Here is an 18,916-nt window from a genome sequence, read left to right as displayed (position 1 = left end):
CGGGCTCCCCTTCCTCGCTCGTGACTCTTCCCCGGTCGATGGCCCGCTTCAGGTGACCTCGGACCGGGAGTGGGAGTTTCGGCGTGGAAGGGGAGCCTGGCTCGGCCTAGTGGCGGAGTCGCCGGTAGGCGCGGGCGGACAGGGGCAGGAAGATCGCGGTGATCAACAGCGGCCAGGCCAGGGCCATGATCAGCGCGTAGTCGGCCAGCGGCCCGCCGGTGATCCCGGTCGGGTTGCCGAACAGTTGCCGGGTGGCTGCGGCCGTTGCGGACAAGGGATTCCAACTCGCGGCCGCGGCCAGCCAGCCGGGCATGGTCTCCGGCGACACGAACAGGTTGGACAGGAAGCCGATCGGCCAGACCAGCACCGACACCGCGGTCTGGGCGCCGTCGCCGCGGATGGTCAGACCGAGGAAGACGCCGAACCAGAGCAGCGCGAATCGCAGCCAGAGCAGCAGCAGGACGGCGATGATCCCCGAACCGAGCGAGCCGCCGGCCCGCCAGCCGAGCAGCAGGCCACCGCCGATCAGCACCACCAGTTCGACCACCGAGGTGATCATGTCCGCGCCGATCCGGCCGAACGTGACCGCGGTACTGCCGATCGGCATCGAGCGGAACCGGTCCGTGATGCCGCGCTTGGCGTCGTTCGCCATCGCGGTCATCGTGCCTTCGAGGCCGAACATCATCGCCAGCGTGAACATGCCCGGCAGCAGGTAGCTCATGTAGTCGCCGCCGCTGCCGCCCGGGATCTGGATCGCACCGCCGAGCAGCACCCCGAACATGATCAACAACAGTACGATGAAGGCCAGGTTGAAGATCGGCGCCCAGGGCTGCCGGACCCAGTGCAGCAGTTCCCGTTTGGTCAGCACCCACCCGTTCACGACGGCACTCATCGGCTCACGTCCTCTCGATCGGTCAGGGCCAGGAACACCTCGTCCAGGGTCGGCCGGCGCAGCATCACGTCCTCCGCCTCGATCCCGGTCGCGTCCAGCGCTCGGACGCAGTCGGCCAGAGTCGCCGGGCCGCCGCGGCTCGCCTCGACGGTCAGGGTCCGGGCTTCGGCATCGATGATCACCGGGTCGGTGCTGACTCGTTCCAGGGCCGCGGCGAGCGCCGGCACCTGATCGGCCTCGAACACGGTGATCGTCACCCGGTCGCCGCCGAGTTGCCGCTTCAGGGCGTCGGGCGTGTCCTGGGCGATCACCCGGCCGTGGTCCATCACCGAGATCACCGCGGCCAGCTGATCGGCCTCGTCCAGGTACTGCGTCGTCAGGAGCACGGTCGTGCCCTGGTCGGCGACCAGCCGCACGCTGGCCCAGACCTCGTTCCGGGCCCGCGGATCGAGCCCGGTGGTCGGTTCGTCGAGGAACAGGACGGCCGGCGTGAGGATCAGACCGGCCGCGATGTCCAGCCGGCGGCGCATCCCGCCCGAATAGGTGGAGACCGGTCGCCGGGCGGCGTCGGGCAGCCCGAACTGGGTGAGCAGTTCGGTGGCGCGGGCCGCGGCCGCACGCTTGGTCAGGCCGAACAGCCGGCCGAACATGATCAGGTTCTCGGCGCCGGTGATCACCTCGTCGACGGCCGCGTTCTGCCCGACCAGGCCGATCCGGCGGCGCACCTGGCCGGGCTGCCGGGCGACGTCGTAGCCGGCGACGACGGCCTCCCCGTCGTCCAGGTCGATCAGGGTGCAGAGTCCCTTCACGGCCGTGCTCTTGCCGGCCCCGTTCGGCCCGAGCAGGCCGTGAATGGTGCCGGCCTGGACGCTCAGGTCGAAGCCGTCCAGGGCGTGGGTCGACCCGTACCGCTTGCGCAGTGACCGGGCCTCGAGTGAGTGGTTGTTACCCACCGTCCTCCTTATTCCGTATGCTGTACGAAGATCGTACCGGCCAAACATCGTACACGCAACGGAGAATTAGTGCCTATGCTGCGACCATGGCGGATGACGCGGACCAGAACCCCGACCGGACCCTGCGCCTGCTCTGGCGCCGGGAGCTCGGCGCGACCCAGGGCAGTCGCGGCCCGAAGCAGAGTTCGAGCGTCGACGAGGTGGTCCGGGCCGGCATCGCGATCGCCGATGCCGAGGGGCTGGACGCGCTGTCGATGCGCAAGGTCGGCGACCGGCTCGGTCTGCGGGTGATGTCGGTCTACACGTACGTCGCGAACCGGGCCGAGCTGATCTCGCTGATGCACGACGAGGCGGTCGGCGAGCAGCCGGTCAAGCCGCATCGGGGGAGCGTCCGGACCCGGCTGAAAAAGGTCTGCCGGCAGCTGTACGACGGCTATCTGCGGCATCCCTGGCTGCTCCAGGCGGAGTCGATCCGGGGCAATCTCGGTCCGTACGTGGTGGCCCGCTACGAGTGGCAGCTTCGCGCGATCGAGGGGATCGGGCTGGACGACATCTCGATGGACCAGGTGATCACGCTCGTTTCCGGCTTCGCCGCCGGGGCGGCCGGGCTGGCGATCGAGGTCAAGCGCACCCAGGAGACGTCCGGGATGACCGACGCGGAATGGTGGGAGATCAACGCGCCGATCCTGGACAAGGTGATGGCGGGTACGGACTTCCCGCTCGCCGGCCGGGTCGGCACCAGCACCGGCGAGGCCTACAACGCGGCTACCGACCCCGACCTGTCGTTCCGGTTCGGCCTGGATCGGATCCTCGACGGCATCGAGCTCTACATCGAACAGCGCACCCGCGCCGAATGACCTCGGTCCGACGCCCGACTTCCCCACATTTCTTAGCGCTTTACCACAGATACTTCTCGGGTAAAGCGCCAGTTTTTCACGTTACGTGAAAAACTTGGGGCCAGAGTGACCCGTGGGATCAGGCCGGTGTCGTCGCCGTCTCCAGGTGGGAGAGCAGGCGCTCGCGGGCGTGCTGCAGGTGGGTGGTCAGGGCGTCCTCGGCCTTGCGGGGGCGGCCGGCCTTGATCTCGGCGATGATCTCCGCGTGCTCGCGGGCGACGGTCCGCGGATCGGCGGTCCGGTGGGCCTGGAACTGGCCCATGGTCAGTTGCACCTCGCCCATGATCGATTCGTGCATCCGGAGCAGCCGGCCGCTGCCGACGGCGGCGACCAGGGACGAGTGGAAGGCGATGTCGGCCTCGACCTGGCTCGGGAAGTCGCGCTCACGGGCCGCCCGCTCGATCGACGCCTGGGCCGTGATCGCCTGTTCCGGTACGGACTTCCGCTTGGCCAGCGCGAGCACGGCCGACCGCTCGACCGCCTCCCGGGCGATGAAGAGGTCGACGATCTCGGCCTCGTCGAACGAAGGCACGACCGCGCTGCGGTGGGCGGTCCGGCGGAGCAGCCCGACGGCGGTGAGCCGCTCGACGCAGGCCTTGGCGGTCGGCCGGGCGACCGAGTATTCGCCGGCCAGCCGCAGCTCGGTGAGCTTCTCGCCGGGAGCGATGTCACCGTTGACGATCCGCTTCCGTACGGCCTCGAACAGGGCGTCCGTCAGGGACGACGGCGCGAGGGTGAACTGGTCTGACACGGGGTTACCGTCTCACAGATCCGGGCCCGCGGCTGGCGGCCCGTCGACCGTGGCGATCCAGTCCAGCGTCTCCTCGGTGCGCCGGGTCGGCCGGTACTCGCAGGCGATCACGCCGGGGTAGTCGTCGGGCAGTGCGGCAAGGGCAGCGGCGATCGGCAGGGTCCCGGAACCGGGCTCGCCGCGCCCCGGGCTGTCGGCCAGCTGGACGTGGCCGATCCGCCCGCCCTGCCGGCTGGCCTCGGCGACCAGGTCGGCCCCGTTGCTGCCGAGGTGGAAGACGTCGAACAGTAGTCGTACGTTGTCGGCCGGAGCCGCGACAGCGTCGATCACCGCGGTCACCTCGTCGGTCGTGGTCAGCGGGTAGGCGCCGTTGAGCCCGGCCGCCAGCGGCTCCAGCAGTACGGTGCCGCCGAACGGTGCGACGACCGCGGCGGCGTTTCGGATCGCCTCGATCGCGGCCTCCTCCTGCTCGGGCACCGACCAGCGGTCGTCCCGCTGCCCGTACAGCAGGTTGAAGTTGCGGCAGCCGGTACGGCGAGCGATCGCGGCCACCTGCTCGGCGTTCGCCGCCAGGTCGCCCGCGGCAGCCGGATGGCTGGCCACGCCGCGCTGTCCGGCGGCCAGGTCGCCGCCGAAGAAGTTGAGCCCGATCAGCCGGACCTCGGCCGCCTCGATCGCCCCGACCAGGGCGTCCACCTGCTCCGGCTCGGCCACCGGCTCCGCGAACGGCCACCACATCTCGATCATGGTGAAGCCTGCGGCGCGCGCTGCGGCGGGCCGGGCCAGGAACTCGTACTCGGTGAACATGATCGAGAGGTTCGCCGCGTAGCTGAAGCGGTGACCGTGCATGGGCACTCCGTTCTGGAATGTCGGTCTTGACAACTTGACAGACAAGTTTACCGACTTGAGGATTGAGGTAGCGATGACCGGTCCATGGTGCACCACCCGACGAAGGGACGCCGATGCCGCTGAACGAGATCGCCGCCAGCCTCTATGCCTGGGACCTGGCCGACGAGGGAGTTGATCATGCGCTGGACGTGCTGGCCAGCCGGGCGGAGGTGAACTCGGCGTACCTGGTCGGCATGATGCACAAGGAGAAGCGGCCGCTGCACGCACGGCACTACCCGCACAATCCGGTCCGGCGCTACTACCTGCCGGAGGACAGCCGCGCCTACTGGAAGCCGGCCGCCGACCGCTACGGCCGGATCAAGCCGCTGACCAGTGATCGCGACTTCCTCGCCGGTACGGACTGGCTGCAGGTGTTGATCGACGGGGCGCGGGCCCGCGGCATGCGCACCGGCTGCGAGATCTCGCACACGATCATCGACGCCCAGTACGCGCGGGCGCACTACCCGGACGCCTTGCAGCGCGACGTTTTCGGCAACATCGTCGGCGCGTTCGAGGCGGTCGAGGCCCAGCGCGCGCTGCCCTGCCTGAACCATCCCGACGTCCGCGACTACATCATCGGCCTATTCACCGACCTGGCAATCAACTACGACGTCGACTACCTGCAGACCTGCCTGGTCATGTTCGGCGCCGGCCGCGGCGACGGCGGGACCCACTCGGCCGGGCCGACCGACTGGCAGCACCTGCTCGGTGTGGCCACCGGCGGCTGCTTCTGCGACGCCTGCAGGGAGAAGGCGACGGCCGAGGGTCTGGACTGGGCCGAGCTGACCGACGAGATCGGCCACCTGGCCCGGCTGTCGAAGCGGATCGGGCTGGCCGAGCTGCACGAGCGGCAGCTGCTGGACGAGGCGAACTACAGCGAGTCCAGTCTGTTGATCGAGAACGACGCGTTCATGTCCTGGCTGCAGTTCCGGAAGCGCTCGATCACCGGCCTGTTCGCCGACGTCCGGCAGGCCCTGGACGGGGTCGGCCGGCCGATCGAGCTGCGCTACAACACCTACATGGCGGCGCCGGAACGGGCCGGGCTCGACTTCAGATCCGCGTTCCGGCACGTCGACTCGGTCCGCGAGTCCGACTACTCCGATCAGCTCGGCACGGCCGAGGGCGTCGCGATCAAGCGGGCCAAGCTGATGAAGGTCCGCCGGGCCCTGAACGATGATCAGTTGCTGATCGCGGCGCTCGGGGTCCGGCCCAACGCGACCCCGGAGACGCTCCGCGGCAGCATCAAGGCGGCGGTCGACGCCGGGGCCGACGGGCTGTCACTCGGCCACTACGACGGGGCGACGATGGAACGCCTGGACGCGGTACGGATCGGGCTGCGCGAGCACGAGGCCCAGGAACGGTTCTGGCAACCGCTCGAATCGTGATCATGCCCGAACTGAGGAGCTCGTCATGTCCATGATCACCGAGGTCGAACTGGTCGAGTTCGATCATGAGATCCGGTACGGCTACGACGAAGCCGGCCGGCCGTTGGCGGTGCCGCGGACCCGGACCATCCGTCGGTTCGGCGTCCGGATCCGTACCGACGAAGGGATCACCGGCGACTACGTGACCCTGTGGAGCGCCCCGCCGTTGGCGGCTCCGCAGGTGGTCGCGATCGCCCGGTCGATCATCGGCTGCCGGCTGACCGACCGCGAGCTGATCTGGGACCGGGCCAATCGCAATCTGGCCAAGTCCGACCGGATCGGCGCCGGCGCGATCGACATCGCGCTCTGGGACGCGGCCGGCAAGGCGGCCGGGATGTCGGTGTCGGACCTGCTCGGCCGGTTCCGGGACCGGCTGCCCGCGTACGTCAGCACGGTCGGCGGCGGCCACGGGCTGGGCGGCCTGTCCGACCCGGCCAGCTATCGCGACTTCGCCGATCATTGCGCCGGGCGGGGCATCCCGGGCTACAAGATCCACGGTCCGTCCAACGGTGATCACCGCGCCGAGGCAGCCGCCCTGCGCGCCTCCGCCGAGGGATCGGCCGGACGCAGCGACGTGATGACCGATCCCGGCAACTCGCTGCGGACGCTGGCCGATGCGCTGGCGCTGGGCCGGGTCTGCGACGAGGTCGGCGCCTACTGGTGGGAGGACCCGATGCGGGACAACGCGCCGTTCGGCCACAAGATCCTCCGGGACAAGATCAAGACGCCGTTGTTGATCACCGAGTTCGTCCGCGGGCTGGAGTTGCGGATGGCGGTCGCCCTGGACGGCGGCACCGACTTCCTGCGCGCCGATCCCGAGCTGGACATGGGGATCACCGGGGTGATGAAGACCGCGCACGCGGCGGAGTCGATCGGGCTCGATCTCGAGGTGCACGCGTCCGGTCCGGCCCAGCGGCACTGCATGGCGGCGATCCGGAACACGAACTACTACGAGCTCGGGCTGCTCGACCCGGAGAGCGGCAATCCGCTGCACCCACCGGTCTATGCCGACGACTACGCGGAGGACCTGGACGCGGTTGGTGAGGACGGTTGCGTCGGCCTGCCGGACGGGCCCGGGCTCGGCGTCAGCTACGACTGGGAACGGCTCTACGCGGCGAACGCCGACCGGATGATCGTGGACTGAGGCCCGGTCAGGTCGAGACCGGTGCGGCCGCCCGCCGGGGCCGTGGGGTGTCGTCCTGGATCACCCAGCCGCCGCGCGGCTGATCTTCGACCAGGGCCCGCCGGGCCGGCGAGTGCTGCACGGCCGGAGCCGGTCGAGTCCGGGAGTTGACCGGCCGGCCCTCTCGGGCGGGGACCGGCGCGGGCTGCCAGGACTGGCCAGAGTCCCAGACCGGCACGGAGTCCCAGACCGGCACGGAGTCCCGGACCGGTACGGAATCCCAGGCTGGCACGGAATCCCGGTCCGGCACCCGTTGCCGCACCGGCGTGCGCTTGCCGCTGGTCTCGCGCTTCCCGATCTTGCCGAACGGTGGCTGGACGAACGGCATTGTGATCATGGTGACCGGCTTGGCGGCGAGGACGGCCGACAGCGCGATCGCGAACCCGACGCTGGCCAAGATCAGCCACGGCTCGTCCAGCCCCTCGATCACACCGTTGTCGCGGAACGCGGTCAGGGCCACGCTGTGCAGCAGGTAGACGTACAGCGACTGCACGCCGATGTAGGTGATCGGCAGGTTGCGCTTCGGCGCGACGGCCAGCACCCAGGCCGTGCCGAGCAGGCCGAGGCCGTAACTGCACAGCCGCAGCAGCAACCCGGTCGCAAGCCAGTCGTCACCGAGCTGCAGGAAGGACCGGCTGAACCAGAAGTCGTCGCCACCGAGCCGGTCGAGTGACCACCAGGTGACGGCGACGGCGACCGGCAGGAAGATCGCGGACAGGGCCAGCGGTCCGAGCCGGCGCACCAGGTCGAGATTCTCCGGCGTCACGGTGAGCCCGATCACGAAGAACGGGAGCAGCGTGATCGCGCGGTCGAGTGAGAGTGTGTCCGGCAGATTGGGGATCAGGCCGAAGCCGAGCGCGGCCAGGATCGACACCGGCACCGCGTACCGGATCGCCCGGAGCAGCGGCGTCAGCGCCCGCCAGATCGCGACGGCGAGCAGGTACCAGAGGGTCCACTTCGGGTCGAACACGTCCAGCGCGAACGGCTCACCTTCGAGCGGCGCCTCGATCAGGGCATGCGCCGCCTGGAACACCAGGTAGGGCACCAGCAGCGCGCCGAACAGCTTGAGGTAGGAGCCGACCGAGGCCTGGAACCGACGCGAGAGATAGCCCGTGATCAAGGCGAACGCCGGCATGTGGAACAGGTAGATGACTCGGTAGAGCCATTCCGCCGCGTCGTCCTTGGGTACGTCCTCGATCGCGTGGCCGAGCACGACCAGGACGATCAGAATCGCCTTGGCGTTGTCGAGGGAGGCGTCGCGGACCTTCGAACGTGATTCGGTGGTACGGGGTGCCATTGCGCCCCGACGTTACCCAAGCGTTATCACGAGTTCAAATTGGCGGCATACTCCGTCAACTCGGCCACCCGCTGCTCCAGCGCCGCCAGCTCGCCCGGATCCAGCACCGTGCGGCGGATCCCGTCGGCCACCGCGAAGGCGCCCTGGCGATGGTCCTCGATCGTGTCGGCGACGATCTGGACGCCCGCGTACTCGCCGTCCGGGGCGAGCTTCTCCCTGATCACGGTGGCCGTTCCGTGCACGCTCAGCGCGATGTCGCCGCCGCCGACGATCAACAGGGCGACGCCCGGCCGCTCCCGCAGCCGGGCCAGCGAGCCGCGGTTCTGGCGGAGGCTGATCAAGATCCGGCGATCATCGGCGCGGACCGGCCAGGAGACCGGGATCACATGCGGAGCGCCGCTGTCCGCGTCGAGGGTGACCAGCACCGCGACCGTCTCCCGCGGCCACTCGGGCAGGACGTCCAGCTCCGGATGTTGATCAAGCTCGGCCATCTGTGCCACCTCGTAGGTGTCGGTTGTGAGCCCGCGGCGGGGTGTGCCACAAAGGGGAACTCAGTTTAGCCTCTCGTGATCATCGACCGGCTCAGCGAACCGAGCTCTCAGGCCAGGCTGAGCACCGGCTCGGCGGCCCGGTCGGGAGCGAGCCGGGTGAGCAGGCCGGAGATCCGCTCCTCGACCGACTCGTCGATGAGCCCGCGCGCCCGCATCCACTCGTCGTCGAAGACCGTGTCCAGATACTTCTCGCCGCCGTCGCCGATGATCGTCACGACGGTCGAGCCGGGCGGGAAGTCCTCCAGCCGGGTCAGCGCGACGTGGACCGAGCCACCGGCCGAACCGCCGATCATCAGCCCGGTGCTGGCCGCGACGGCCCGGGCGGTGGCGAACGCGTCCAGGTCGCTCACCTTGACTCCCTCGTCCAGCAGCGCGTAGTCGACAGCGGTGCCGATCGTCGCGCCGGGCGGGGTGCCGGTGCCGGACTGCCAATAGGGTCCGCCGTCGCCGCCGAACGCGATCGAGCCGACCGGTTCGACGCCGATCACCCGGACCGTCGACCCCTGCTCGCGGAGCCGCCTCGCGGTGCCGAACAACGAGCCGCCGGTGCCGACCGCACTGATCAACAGATCGACCCCGCCGAGATCGGCGAGCAACTCGTCGGCGAGCCCGGCGTAGCCCTCGGCGTTGGCCGGGTTGTTGTGCTGCTCGGTGAAGTAGGCGCCCGGTTCGGCCGCGGCCAGCTGTTCGGCCAGGTCCTCCCGGGCCGAGGTCGCGAGATGATCACCGTCGCCGACGAAGACGAGCTCGGCGCCGAGCGCGGCCATCGTGCGCAGCTTGTCTGCACTGGCGTGCCGGTCCACCACCGCCGTGAACCGGTAGCCCCGTTCGGCGGCTACCACGGCGAGCCCGAGCCCGGTATTGCCCGACGTCGACTCGACGATCCGGCCGCCGGGCCGGAGCAGGCCACGGGCCTCGGCGTCGAGCACCATCGACCGGGCCATCCTGATCTTGGCGGCGCCGGTCGGATTGAACTGCTCCAGCTTGAGCAGCAGCCGGGTTCCGCTGCCGGTCTCGGCGAGCCGGAACAAAGGAGTGCGGCCGATCAGATCGGTCACGCGGCTGACGATCATGAGGATTCTCCGAGTTGATCAAGACTCCAGCGAAGGTCAGCGTGCAGGACGAACTTCGGCGGAATCGGTTGGTTGTGGAAGGAGGACTCGTTCGAGTCCATCTGGTAGCCCGCGGTGTTCGGATAGACCAGCAGGTCCCCGATCCGCGGTTCCCGGGCCAGCGGGATGCGCCGGCGGCTGAGCAGGTCGGACTCGAGACAGGTGGCCCCGCCGACACTCGTGGGTACGGGGAGGGCCGCGGGATCGCCCGCCGGCCAGAGGACCGGGTCCGGCAGATACTCACTGCCGAACCACTGCTCGGACAGGCTGAGACTGCTGCCGTCCACCGTGATCATCCGGTACGGCAGCCCGCGCGCGGTCAGCGTCTTCACGCCGAGGACCCCGAACACCGAGCAGCCGGCCCGATCCAGCAGCGCCCGACCGGGCTCGACGGCAAGCCGGATTCCGTTGTCCCGCAGGCGTTCGGCCAGTCGGTCGGCACGCAGCACGGCAGTCAGCATGGCGGCGCCGGCGACCTCCGCATGGTACGGATACAGGTCGCGGACGTCCTGCTCGCCGTGGCACCAGGCGCCGGGGAGACCGTCGGCGAACGCGGCCCATTCGGACGCTCCCGCATAGTCGACCGCGAAGCCGCCGCCGATCGAGATCGTGTCGGCCGGGTGGCCGAGCGCGCGAGCCCCGAGGCAGCGTTCGATCAACGTGCCGGCCAGCCGGGTCCTGGCCGCGGGATCGTAGCCGGACAGGTGAAAACCGAAGCCGTGCAGGCGGAGCGCCGGAGCGTCGCCGATCCGGGTGACCGCGGCGTCCAATTCGGTGGCGCCGAACCCGAACCGGCTGCTCGAGCCCGGCGGCCGGACCCGCAGCAGCACCCGCGCCGGCTCCGGCCCGGCGATCATGATCAACCGCTCCAGCTCGTCCGGCGCGTCGATCGCGATCAACCCATCGTGCCGGGCGGCCAGCCAGAGCAGCCGGTCCGGCTTGGCCGGCCCGGTGATCATCAGGTCCGAGCCGCGGATCCCGGCACCGAGTGCAGCCTGCAGCTCACCGACGCTGGACACGTCCGCCCCGGCCCCGGCCCGGGCGCAGGCGTCGATCACGCAGGCGGCCTTGTTGGCCTTGCGCGCATAGTGAACGGTGCCGGTCACGCCGGACTCGGCCAGCGCGGCCCGGAACGCCGTCACGTTGCTGATCACCCGCTCCGGATGCAGCACGTGGAACGGTCCACCGGCGGCTCGGGCCAGGGCGGCGAGCAGGTCCGGATCGGCCAGCAGCCCGCGTTCCCAGGGATCCCGGTACGCGGTCAGCGGCGGCGCCATGATCGCGTTCCCGATGATCAACTCCCGGTCGGTCAGACCCACAGCGCCACCTCGGTCCCGCGGCCGAGCTCGATCGCCCGGCGGGCCAGGTCGTGCGCCACGGCGATGTCGGTCAGCACCAGGCCGCTGTTGTAGGCGAAGATCCGCTGACCTTCGTCCTGCCGGCCGACGGCCCGGCCGGCGATCAGGTCGGGCAGCTCGGCGTCGACCGGGCGGAGGGTGCCGTCCGGCCCGGCAAGATCACGGCCGGTGACGGCCATCTGGGCCGCGCTGGTGGCGATCACCCGGTCGGCGCCGGCCAGGGTGGACGGCGCGAGACCGTACCCGACGAGGATGACGGTGCTGCCCGGAGCAAGATCATCCGCCTCGACGGCGACCTGCGTGGCCGGGCCGGCGGTGCCGAGCACGAGGCCGGCCTGCCCGGCCGCCGCCCGCGGATCGTCGACCAGTTCCAGCTCACGGTCCGGGTGATGCCTGGCCAGTTCCTCTTGCACAGCGGCGATTCCGTCCGGATGGGTCCCGTACAGCATCAGCCGGTCCAGTCCCGGGTTGGCGGCCAGCAGGTGCGGCAGCGCGCCGCGCCCCTGGACGCCGGTGCCGATCACGAGCACGCTGCGGGCGCCGGGTCGCAGCGTCTCCCGGGCCAGCAGCGCGGACACGGCCGGCGTCCGTAGCGCGCCGATCCGGGAACCGTCCAGCAGCGCGATCGGTGCGCCGGTGCTGTCGTCGTACAGCATGATCATCGTGGTGTAGCGCTTGCCGCCGCGGTCGTCGTCCGGGCCGAAGGTATAGGACGTCTTCATCGCGACCACGCCGCGCGCGGTGTCCCGGCCGAGCATCGCGTACGCCACCGAACGATCATGAACGCCGCCGACGGTGAGCTTGGTCGGGTTGGCCGCGGTGCCGGCGCCGAGGCTCCGGTAGGCCTGCTCCACGGCCGCCACCACCGCAGCGGGCGGGAACGGGACGTCGATGAGATCGGTCCGGCTGAGCAGCCGGAGCGGAGCTGATTCACCCATGCCGGAACGGCTCCACGAGTTCCTCGCCGTACCCGTCCTCGGTCGCCTCCGCCGGGCGCCGGGGGCGGTCGCGGAGCCGCACGTTGATCCGTTTGAGCCACCGGTCGGTGCCGTCGTAGCGCGCTCGGAACGGGACCCGGCCGTGCACCGCCACGTCGTTGTCGATCATCAGCAGCTCGCCGGCACCGAGGGCGGCGGTGACGCTGACCCGGTCCAATTCGCCGGACAGCCGGGCATAGGCGGCACGATGGGCGGGGGTGGCCCGGTCCAGCGGCGTGTAGGCCGGGTCGTAGCGCAGCGTCGTCCCGTCGGGACCGGTCCAGAGCGTCGGCACGCCCGGCGCGGCTTCCTGATCATGGTGCGTCCCGTACGAGGTGTCTGGCAGGATCGGCAGCGCCGGCTCGGCCAGCAACTGCTGTTGATCATGGTCGAGCCTGGTCCGGCGGACCGACGCGATCGTGGTGCCGACCCGGACGGGGTTGCGCAGACAGCCGAGCAGGAGCAGGTTCGCGCGCCGCGGATGGAACGCGTCCTCGGTGTGCGGGGCGAGCGTGGTGGCACTGCTGGCGCCGGTCTGCGAGGCCTCCTGGCCGCGCGACGGCACGATCGAGTTGACCAGCCGCCCGTCCTGCTGGCCGCGCCAGCCGAACGGCTCGCCGGCCGCCCGGGCCAGCAGCAGCAAGATCAACTCGAACTCGAGCCCGGTGCCGGCAGCCTCCCGCCAGCTGCCCGGCGTCGGGCCGAGCCGGGCGTCGTCGACCTGGAGCCCGGAGATGATCACCGCCCCGGCGTCACCGGGCGGACGGACCGCCGCCACGGCCTCGGCCGGCAGCTGGGCCAACCGACCGTCGATGGCCGGAACCAGTCCGGGATGGTCCATCGTCCCGAGCCGTACGGCGAGGTCCCGCGCGATGTCGTCCAGCGTTTCCACGGTCGCCGCGGAAAGGGTGCGGATAGCGAGAGGCTGGGGAGCGTGCACCGGAGCAGAGCTGGACACCGGATTCCCTTCGTGGCGGCAGTGAGATCTCGTTCCCCGGCCAGCGAAGTTAGTCCTTCGGGACGCATTAAGCAAGGCTTACCTAAGGTTGTCTTAGAGGAAACCCCTTGCCGCCAGAAGTGGGCCCAACGCTCCCTGAGCAAGGCGGAAGGGCAAGGCACATCAGGCCTGGCCCTTCGACAGGCTCAGGGCGCGTGGGTTACGTGATCAACCGAGGTCGGGTGTGTCCCGGAGTTCGATCATGGTCCCCGCACCGTCGCCGAGCTCGGCGATGATCAACTCGTTCCGCCCGGCCCGCCACAGCGGGGCCGGGGCGTAGAGGGTCCGCTGCGGGCCAATGCTCCAGTAGCGGCCGAGGTTGAACCCGTTGAGGAACAGGTAGCCGTGGTGCCAGTCCGGCAGCGCCAGGTAGCCGTCGGCCGGCCGTTCGATCTCGAGCTCGGCGCGGTGGAAGCCGGGCTCTCCGGGCCCGGGCTCCGGGCCGGCCCAGTCCAGTTCGGGCAGCTCGGTGAGGTCGAGCGCCGACTGCCAGAATCCCATCAGGTGCTGGAAATCGAGCCGAACGGCGGTCAGGCCCTTGCTGTCGCCGAGGTGCCGGCCGAAGTTGATCCGGCCGAGCGAACTGACCAGGACGTCGACCGTGTTCTGCTCGGCCAGCTCGACGGTGGCGGGTCCGGCCGGGAAGCGGTCGTCGAGCGGCATCCGGCCCACCCGGGCCCGTACCTGGTCGTCGATGATCACCGTGCCGAGGTCGGCCAGGCCGTCCAGGGTCAGTTTCGCCTCCGGGTACGGACCGGCGGCGACGGTCCGGTAGCGGACGACGCCGTGTTGCACGCCGAGATCCTCGAAGGTCAGCGGCGTGATCGACTCGGTCGCCGGCTGCCGGTCCAGCACGGCGGTCAGCGAGACGCGTTCGGTCACGGTCGCGGTGCCTGCGGGCAGCCGGGCCGGCAGCGGCGGCGGCTCGGGCGGCGTCGTTCCGGTGTGCTTCATGATCACGTCACGGAACGCGTCGTACTTCGCGGTGAGGACGCCGTCCTCGGCGATCGGTGCATCGTAGTCGTAGCTGGAGATCGTCGGCTGCAAGATCACCGTGCCGCCGTCCTCGACGGCGTTCGCGCCGGCCCAGACGCCGAAGCTGGTGCCGCCGTGCGCCATGTAGAAGTTCACCGACCGGCCGGCCGCGAGCATGCCGGCCAGCTCGGCCGCCGCGTCGTCGCCGGCCCGGGTGTGGTGCTCGCCGCCGAAGTGGTCGAACCAGCCGTTCCAGAACTCCATGCACATCTGCGGTTCGCCGGTCCGCTGCTCGACGAGGGCGGCGAACGCGGACTCCTGCCGGGACCCGAAGTTGACCGTGGCGAGGGTCCCGTCCAGCGTGCCGCCCTGCAGCCAGAGCCGGCCCGGGCCGTCGGAGGTGAACAGGAAGACGTCGATGCCGAGCGCCATCAGCCGGTCCCGGAGGTGGGCCAGGTGGGCGGTGTCGTTGCCGAAGCTGCCGTACTCGTTCTCCACCTGGACGCCGATCACCCGCCCGCCGCGGGTCACCTGCCGGGGCGTGATCACCGGGATCAGGGCGTCGAACCAGCGATCGACGTGATCTTGGTAGGCCGGGTTGCTGGTGCGCAGCGCTCGCCGTACCGCCGGATCGGTGAGCAGCCAGGACGGCAGGCCGCCGAACTCCCACTCGGCACAGATGTACGGTCCCGGCCGGACCAGGATGTCCAGGCCGAGCCCGGCAGCCTGGTCCAGGAACGCACCAAGATCACGGTCACCGTCGAAGGACGGCGCCCGGTCGGGCCGCGGCTGGTGGAAGTTCCACGCCACATAGGTTTCGACGGTGTTGCAGCCCATCGCGGCCAGCCGTTGCAGCCGGTCGGTCCACAGGGCCGGCGGGACCCGGAAGTAGTGCAGGGCGCCGGAGATGAGTTGATGCGGTTCGCCGTCACGGACGAAGTGTCCGTCCTCGATCGTCACGCGTGGCTGGGTCTCGGTCACCCCAGGAGTGTGCCAGCCCGCCCGGACCGGAATCGGCGCGGGTCAGCGAGCGTGCGCGGAGGTCAGCCGGGTGAACCACGCGACGGTCAGGGCGGTCCCGCCCATGATCACGGCGAGTACGGTCAGCGCCGGCTCGATCCCGCTCCAGCCGCCATCCGGCCGGACGCCGGTCACCACGAGCGCGATCACCCCGGCACCCGCACCGAGGGCGGCCAGGAAGAAGGCGCCGACTCCGCCGGTCGGCCGTTCCGTGGGCCGCAACGACAACAGCAGCACCGCCAGGCCGGCCCAGGCCAAGGTCACCGTCAGCGCCGCCAGGACGTCGCTCGGCAGATGCCAGCCGGCCACCACGGTGGAGATGCCGATGAACACGATCGCGAACGAGCCGAGCAGCACGGAGAGCGCGCGCAGGCCGACCGGGGCGACCAGCAGCGCCGCCAGCACGATCGACACCACGACCGTGGTGTGCCCGCTGGGCAGGCTGTTGTGGGAACCGTCACCGAAGTTCGGCCGGTCCACCAGCAGCTTGATCAACTGGGTGGTGACGTTCGCGCCGCCGACGATGAGGACGGCGGCACCCGCCGCGGCGAACCGGCGCCGGATCAGGGCGAGCACCACGCAGGCGGCCAGGGCCAACGCGACCGTACCGGTCGAGATCGTGCCGAGCGCGGACAACAGCGGCTCCAGCGCGCCCCGGCCGGTGTGCAGGGCCTCGGTCGCCTCGGCGTCGAGCTGCTGACCGGTCCGGCTGAGCACCGCGACCCGGACCAGCAGGATCGTCCCGACGAGGCCGATGATCATGGCGATCGCGCCGCCGCCGACGTACCGGCTGCGGGCAGGTGCGCGCGCGGGCATCTCCATCGGCACGGTGTCGAGCTGTTGGGTGGTCACGCGTCAACGGTGCCACGCGAAATCGGCGGATCCAGGGGATCCGGTCAGCTGAGGCAGGACTCGAGACCTCGGACCGATCCGTGCTGAGACCGTGGGCGGATCGCGATCAGGCCCGCATCGCGGCGGCGACCTGCTCGGCCGTCATCGGGGGCACCTCGGACGGATGGGCCGCCGCGGCACGCAGGCCGTCGAGCTGGAGGTCGAGATAGCGCCGCCAGGCCTCCGGCGCGACGTCGACCGTGGCGGTGATCACCCGCGACGTGGCCCAGATCAGGCAGGCCAGGTCCGGCAGGGTGAAGTCGGCCCGCAGGACGCCCTCGGCCTTGGCCCGGTCCACGATCTGCTCGATGCTGGCGTACCCACGATCGCAGGCCTCCGACATGGCCGCCGCGGCCGGGTAGCGAAGAGTCATGGCGTCGTTCAGCCCACGGTCCGCGGCCTGCAACTCGAAGACGGTGATCAGGAAGTCCCGGAACCCGGCCCACGGATCGGGGTCGCTCAACGCCTTCTCGCCGGCGACCCGGAGACCCGTGAGGCGGTCCGGATAGATCGCGTCGAACAGCGATTCGCGGGTCGGGAAGTGGTTGTACAGCGTTCCGATGCTGACCTGGCTCCGCCGTGCGACCTCCTCCAGCGGTGCGGCCAACCCGCGCTCCGCGAACAGGTCGCCGGCCGCCGCGAGCAGCTTCTCGCGATTCGCGGCCGCATCCCGGCGTCGGCCGCGGGGGTTCGATGCCATACCGCCAACGCTACTACTTGAGGCCACCCTCAAGTTAAGGTACAGTCGGCTGAACTTGAGGTACGCCTCAACTTATCGAAGGAGCGAACCAGTCATGAATGATTCCTCGATCACCGAGCCGGGCGCGGCCGTCGTCCTCGGCGTGGGCCCGGGCCTTGGCCTCGCGATGGCGCGCCGTTTCGCCCGGGCCGGCCATCCGGTTGCCGTCGTGTCCCGGACCGACGCTCGCCACGGGACGTATCTCGCCCAGCTTTCCGACGGCCCGGCCGCTGCGATCGCCGAAGTCGCCGACGTCAACGACCATGATCAACTTCTGGCGGTGCTGGACCGGATCGAGCGGCGGCTGGGTCCGATCGAGGTGCTCTACCACGGCCCGGCGGCGATGGACCCGGGCAGTTTCCCGGTGCCGATCGTGGCCACCACGGTGGACTCGGTCCGGGACGCGTTCACTCTCGTGTACTCCGCCGTCGACGCGGTGTCCGCGGTGTTGCCCGGGATGATCGAGCGAGGTCGCGGGACGATCCTGTTGCCGACCGGACTGAGTGCGGTCCGGCCGATGCCCGAACTGGGCAACGTCGCCCTGGCCGCGGCGGCGCTGCGCAACTACGCGGCGACCCTGCACGCGGCGCTGGCCGACCGCGGGGTGTACGCCGGGTCGATCGTGATCGGCGGCGGGGTCCGCGGCGGCGACATCTACAACGCCATGGTCACCGACCGCAAGGAGGAGTTGGCCGCCGCCGGGCTCGACGCCGAACGGCTCGCGGCCATGTCGCTGGACCCGGACGAGATCGCCGAGCAGGCCTGGCAGCTCGCAACCGACCGGAACCGGGCCGAGGTGATCTTCTCCGTGCTCGACTGAGTCAGAGCTTGCGGGCGCGGGTCGCGACGAACCGAAAGCTGTCCTGGACGGCCGGCTCGTAGTCGAAGTCGACCTCGTCGCCCTGGTGGAGTTCGCGATAGCCCTCGGCATCGATCGCGCTGAAGTGGACGAACGCGTCGAGGCCGGGCGGCAGTTCCGGCGACGAGATCGCGCCCCAGCCCTTCTCGGCCTTGTAGAACTTCACCGTGCCGCGTGCCATGCGACCCAACACTAACGATGGCGCAGCACGTACGGCAGCGTTCGCTCGGAGACCAGCCGTTGCCAGGCCCGGCCGTGCGGCACGGCCGGGTGCGGCGGCTTCAGCGAACCGGCGTGCATGAACGCGGCGAACGCGGACAGGCCGTCGATCAGGATCTCCGGATCGGCGCCGGCGCAGGCGGGATGCTCGGCCCAGACCCGGGCCACATCGATCTCGCCGCCGTCGCCATGATCACCGCCGGACGCGACGACGTCGCAGAGCATGATCAACGGGTCCAGCCACGGCGCCGCAAGATCGGGATGCGCCCAGTCGACGAACCAGACACCGTCCGGCCCGAGCAGCAGGTTGTCCGCCCGCAGGTCCACGTGGGCGCCGATCAACGGGCCGGTCTCGGTGGCCGCGGCGACGAAGCGTTCCTCGCGGTCGATCCAGTCGGCCGCGAGCTCGTGCCACGGGTCGTCAGGACTTGCGGCGATGGTCCGCCAGCCGGTGAACAGGGGTGCGATCAGGTCGTTCCGCGGCCAGTCCGGGATGTTGGCCAGGGCGTCCCGGACCGGGAGCCAGGCGTCCAGGACCCGGGTCAGATCGGCGGCGCGCCAGGGGTGCTGCGGCGGCAGACCGGTGGCGGCCGGGTAGAGCAGGACGACCCACTGATGATCATCGACCGCGATCGTCGCCTGATCCAGCAGTCGGGGGATCGACGGCAGGTCGGGCAACCGCGCCGCGAACTCGGCCTCCCGTCGGTAGAACCGTTCGCCGGCGGAGTTGAGGGTGGCGTCCAGGCCCTTGACGAAGACGCTGCGCCGGTCGCCGGTGACGACCGTGGCCAGTCCGGTGGACATGCCGCCGACCCGGTCCTCGAAGCCGGAGACCGTACCGGCGCGCTCGGCGACCCAGTCCCGGACCGCGGCCGGCGCCTGCGGCCAGCCGAGCCGTGGTCCGTGCAGGTAGGTCGATGGCATCGCAGCAGTA

19 protein-coding genes are annotated in these 18,916 nt (G+C 70.5%); 4 read left to right on the top strand and 15 right to left on the bottom strand.

Annotation, left to right across the window (positions count from 1 at the left end):
• Positions 1 to 106 precede the first annotated feature (106 nt).
• Positions 107 to 892 (bottom strand): ABC transporter permease, encoded by a 786-nt coding sequence (locus tag BKA15_RS13830; protein WP_179751638.1) that lies wholly within the window; start codon positions 890 to 892, stop codon positions 107 to 109.
• Positions 889 to 1,845, bottom strand: a complete 957-nt coding sequence (locus BKA15_RS13825) for an ATP-binding cassette domain-containing protein (protein ID WP_312879024.1) — start codon at positions 1,843 to 1,845, stop codon at positions 889 to 891. The genes BKA15_RS13830 and BKA15_RS13825 overlap by 4 nt, the downstream gene beginning before the upstream one ends.
• Before the next feature lie 86 nt (positions 1,846 to 1,931).
• Here BKA15_RS13825 and BKA15_RS13820 point away from each other — a divergent pair, with 86 nt between their 5' ends.
• Complete coding sequence (locus BKA15_RS13820; protein WP_179751634.1) at positions 1,932 to 2,702, top strand: TetR/AcrR family transcriptional regulator; 771 nt, start codon at positions 1,932 to 1,934, stop codon at positions 2,700 to 2,702.
• A gap of 118 nt (positions 2,703 to 2,820) precedes the next feature.
• Here BKA15_RS13820 and BKA15_RS13815 read toward each other — a convergent pair whose 3' ends face one another.
• Complete coding sequence (locus tag BKA15_RS13815; protein ID WP_179751632.1) at positions 2,821 to 3,492, bottom strand: GntR family transcriptional regulator; 672 nt, start codon at positions 3,490 to 3,492, stop codon at positions 2,821 to 2,823.
• A 12-nt stretch (positions 3,493 to 3,504) separates the two neighbouring features.
• Positions 3,505 to 4,341, bottom strand: a complete 837-nt coding sequence (locus tag BKA15_RS13810; RefSeq protein WP_179751630.1) for a TIM barrel protein — start codon at positions 4,339 to 4,341, stop codon at positions 3,505 to 3,507.
• A gap of 113 nt (positions 4,342 to 4,454) precedes the next feature.
• On the opposite strand from BKA15_RS13810, the gene BKA15_RS13805 reads away from it, so the two are divergent.
• Both BKA15_RS13805 and BKA15_RS13800 read left to right on the top strand, forming a co-directional pair.
• Positions 4,455 to 5,765: an alpha-amylase family protein gene (locus tag BKA15_RS13805; RefSeq protein ID WP_179751628.1), complete on the top strand. Its 1,311-nt coding sequence runs from the start codon at positions 4,455 to 4,457 to the stop codon at positions 5,763 to 5,765.
• Between the two features lie 25 nt (positions 5,766 to 5,790).
• Complete coding sequence (locus BKA15_RS13800; protein WP_179751626.1) at positions 5,791 to 6,948, top strand: enolase C-terminal domain-like protein; 1,158 nt, start codon at positions 5,791 to 5,793, stop codon at positions 6,946 to 6,948.
• A gap of 7 nt (positions 6,949 to 6,955) precedes the next feature.
• On the opposite strand, the gene BKA15_RS13795 is transcribed toward BKA15_RS13800, so the two are convergent.
• The 9 genes from BKA15_RS13795 to BKA15_RS13755 form a co-directional block, all read right to left on the bottom strand.
• On the bottom strand, positions 6,956 to 8,284 hold the full coding sequence (locus BKA15_RS13795) for an acyltransferase family protein (protein WP_179751624.1): 1,329 nt from the start codon (positions 8,282 to 8,284) through the stop codon (positions 6,956 to 6,958).
• 26 nt (positions 8,285 to 8,310) lie between these two features.
• Positions 8,311 to 8,775 carry a pyridoxamine 5'-phosphate oxidase family protein gene (locus BKA15_RS13790; RefSeq protein WP_179751622.1) on the bottom strand — a complete coding sequence of 155 codons (465 nt, stop codon included), beginning with the start codon at positions 8,773 to 8,775 and terminating at the stop codon, positions 8,311 to 8,313.
• A 107-nt stretch (positions 8,776 to 8,882) separates the two neighbouring features.
• Positions 8,883 to 9,893: a PLP-dependent cysteine synthase family protein gene (locus tag BKA15_RS13785; protein ID WP_218871302.1), complete on the bottom strand. Its 1,011-nt coding sequence runs from the start codon at positions 9,891 to 9,893 to the stop codon at positions 8,883 to 8,885.
• A gap of 11 nt (positions 9,894 to 9,904) precedes the next feature.
• The gene (locus BKA15_RS13780) at positions 9,905 to 11,266 is read right to left on the bottom strand and encodes an alanine racemase (RefSeq protein ID WP_312879021.1); all 1,362 of its coding nucleotides are present in this window, start codon (positions 11,264 to 11,266) and stop codon (positions 9,905 to 9,907) included.
• Entirely contained in the window at positions 11,257 to 12,243 is a 987-nt protein-coding gene (locus BKA15_RS13775; protein ID WP_179751618.1) for an ornithine cyclodeaminase family protein, read from the bottom strand. Before BKA15_RS13775 ends, BKA15_RS13780 begins: the two co-directional genes overlap by 10 nt.
• Positions 12,236 to 13,174 (bottom strand): TauD/TfdA family dioxygenase, encoded by a 939-nt coding sequence (locus BKA15_RS13770; protein WP_312879020.1) that lies wholly within the window; start codon positions 13,172 to 13,174, stop codon positions 12,236 to 12,238. Before BKA15_RS13770 ends, BKA15_RS13775 begins: the two co-directional genes overlap by 8 nt.
• A 273-nt stretch (positions 13,175 to 13,447) precedes the next feature.
• Positions 13,448 to 15,235 carry a glycoside hydrolase family 35 protein gene (locus BKA15_RS13765; protein ID WP_179751616.1) on the bottom strand — a complete coding sequence of 596 codons (1,788 nt, stop codon included), beginning with the start codon at positions 15,233 to 15,235 and terminating at the stop codon, positions 13,448 to 13,450.
• Between the two features lie 42 nt (positions 15,236 to 15,277).
• Positions 15,278 to 16,126, bottom strand: coding sequence for a phosphatase PAP2 family protein (locus BKA15_RS13760; protein WP_179751614.1), 849 nt, complete (start codon positions 16,124 to 16,126; stop codon positions 15,278 to 15,280).
• Between the two features lie 106 nt (positions 16,127 to 16,232).
• The gene (locus tag BKA15_RS13755) at positions 16,233 to 16,865 is read right to left on the bottom strand and encodes a TetR/AcrR family transcriptional regulator (protein ID WP_179751612.1); all 633 of its coding nucleotides are present in this window, start codon (positions 16,863 to 16,865) and stop codon (positions 16,233 to 16,235) included.
• A 94-nt stretch (positions 16,866 to 16,959) separates the two neighbouring features.
• Between BKA15_RS13755 and BKA15_RS13750 the strand changes: the two genes are divergently transcribed.
• Positions 16,960 to 17,724 (top strand): SDR family NAD(P)-dependent oxidoreductase, encoded by a 765-nt coding sequence (locus BKA15_RS13750; RefSeq protein ID WP_179751611.1) that lies wholly within the window; start codon positions 16,960 to 16,962, stop codon positions 17,722 to 17,724.
• A gap of 1 nt (position 17,725) precedes the next feature.
• On the opposite strand, the gene BKA15_RS13745 is transcribed toward BKA15_RS13750, so the two are convergent.
• Positions 17,726 to 17,944 carry a cold-shock protein gene (locus tag BKA15_RS13745; RefSeq protein ID WP_179751609.1) on the bottom strand — a complete coding sequence of 73 codons (219 nt, stop codon included), beginning with the start codon at positions 17,942 to 17,944 and terminating at the stop codon, positions 17,726 to 17,728.
• Positions 17,945 to 17,955: 11 nt separating this feature from the next.
• Positions 17,956 to 18,906 carry a BUD32 family EKC/KEOPS complex subunit gene (locus BKA15_RS13740; RefSeq protein ID WP_179751606.1) on the bottom strand — a complete coding sequence of 317 codons (951 nt, stop codon included), beginning with the start codon at positions 18,904 to 18,906 and terminating at the stop codon, positions 17,956 to 17,958.
• Positions 18,907 to 18,916: the final 10 nt, after the last annotated feature.

Origin of the sequence: Microlunatus parietis, from assembly GCF_013407955.1 — a bacterium.
In the GTDB taxonomy this organism is placed as follows: Bacteria; Actinomycetota; Actinomycetes; order Propionibacteriales; family Propionibacteriaceae; genus Microlunatus; species Microlunatus parietis.
Note: the sequence above shows the minus strand (reverse complement) of the source record. Positions and strands in the feature narration are given on the sequence as shown.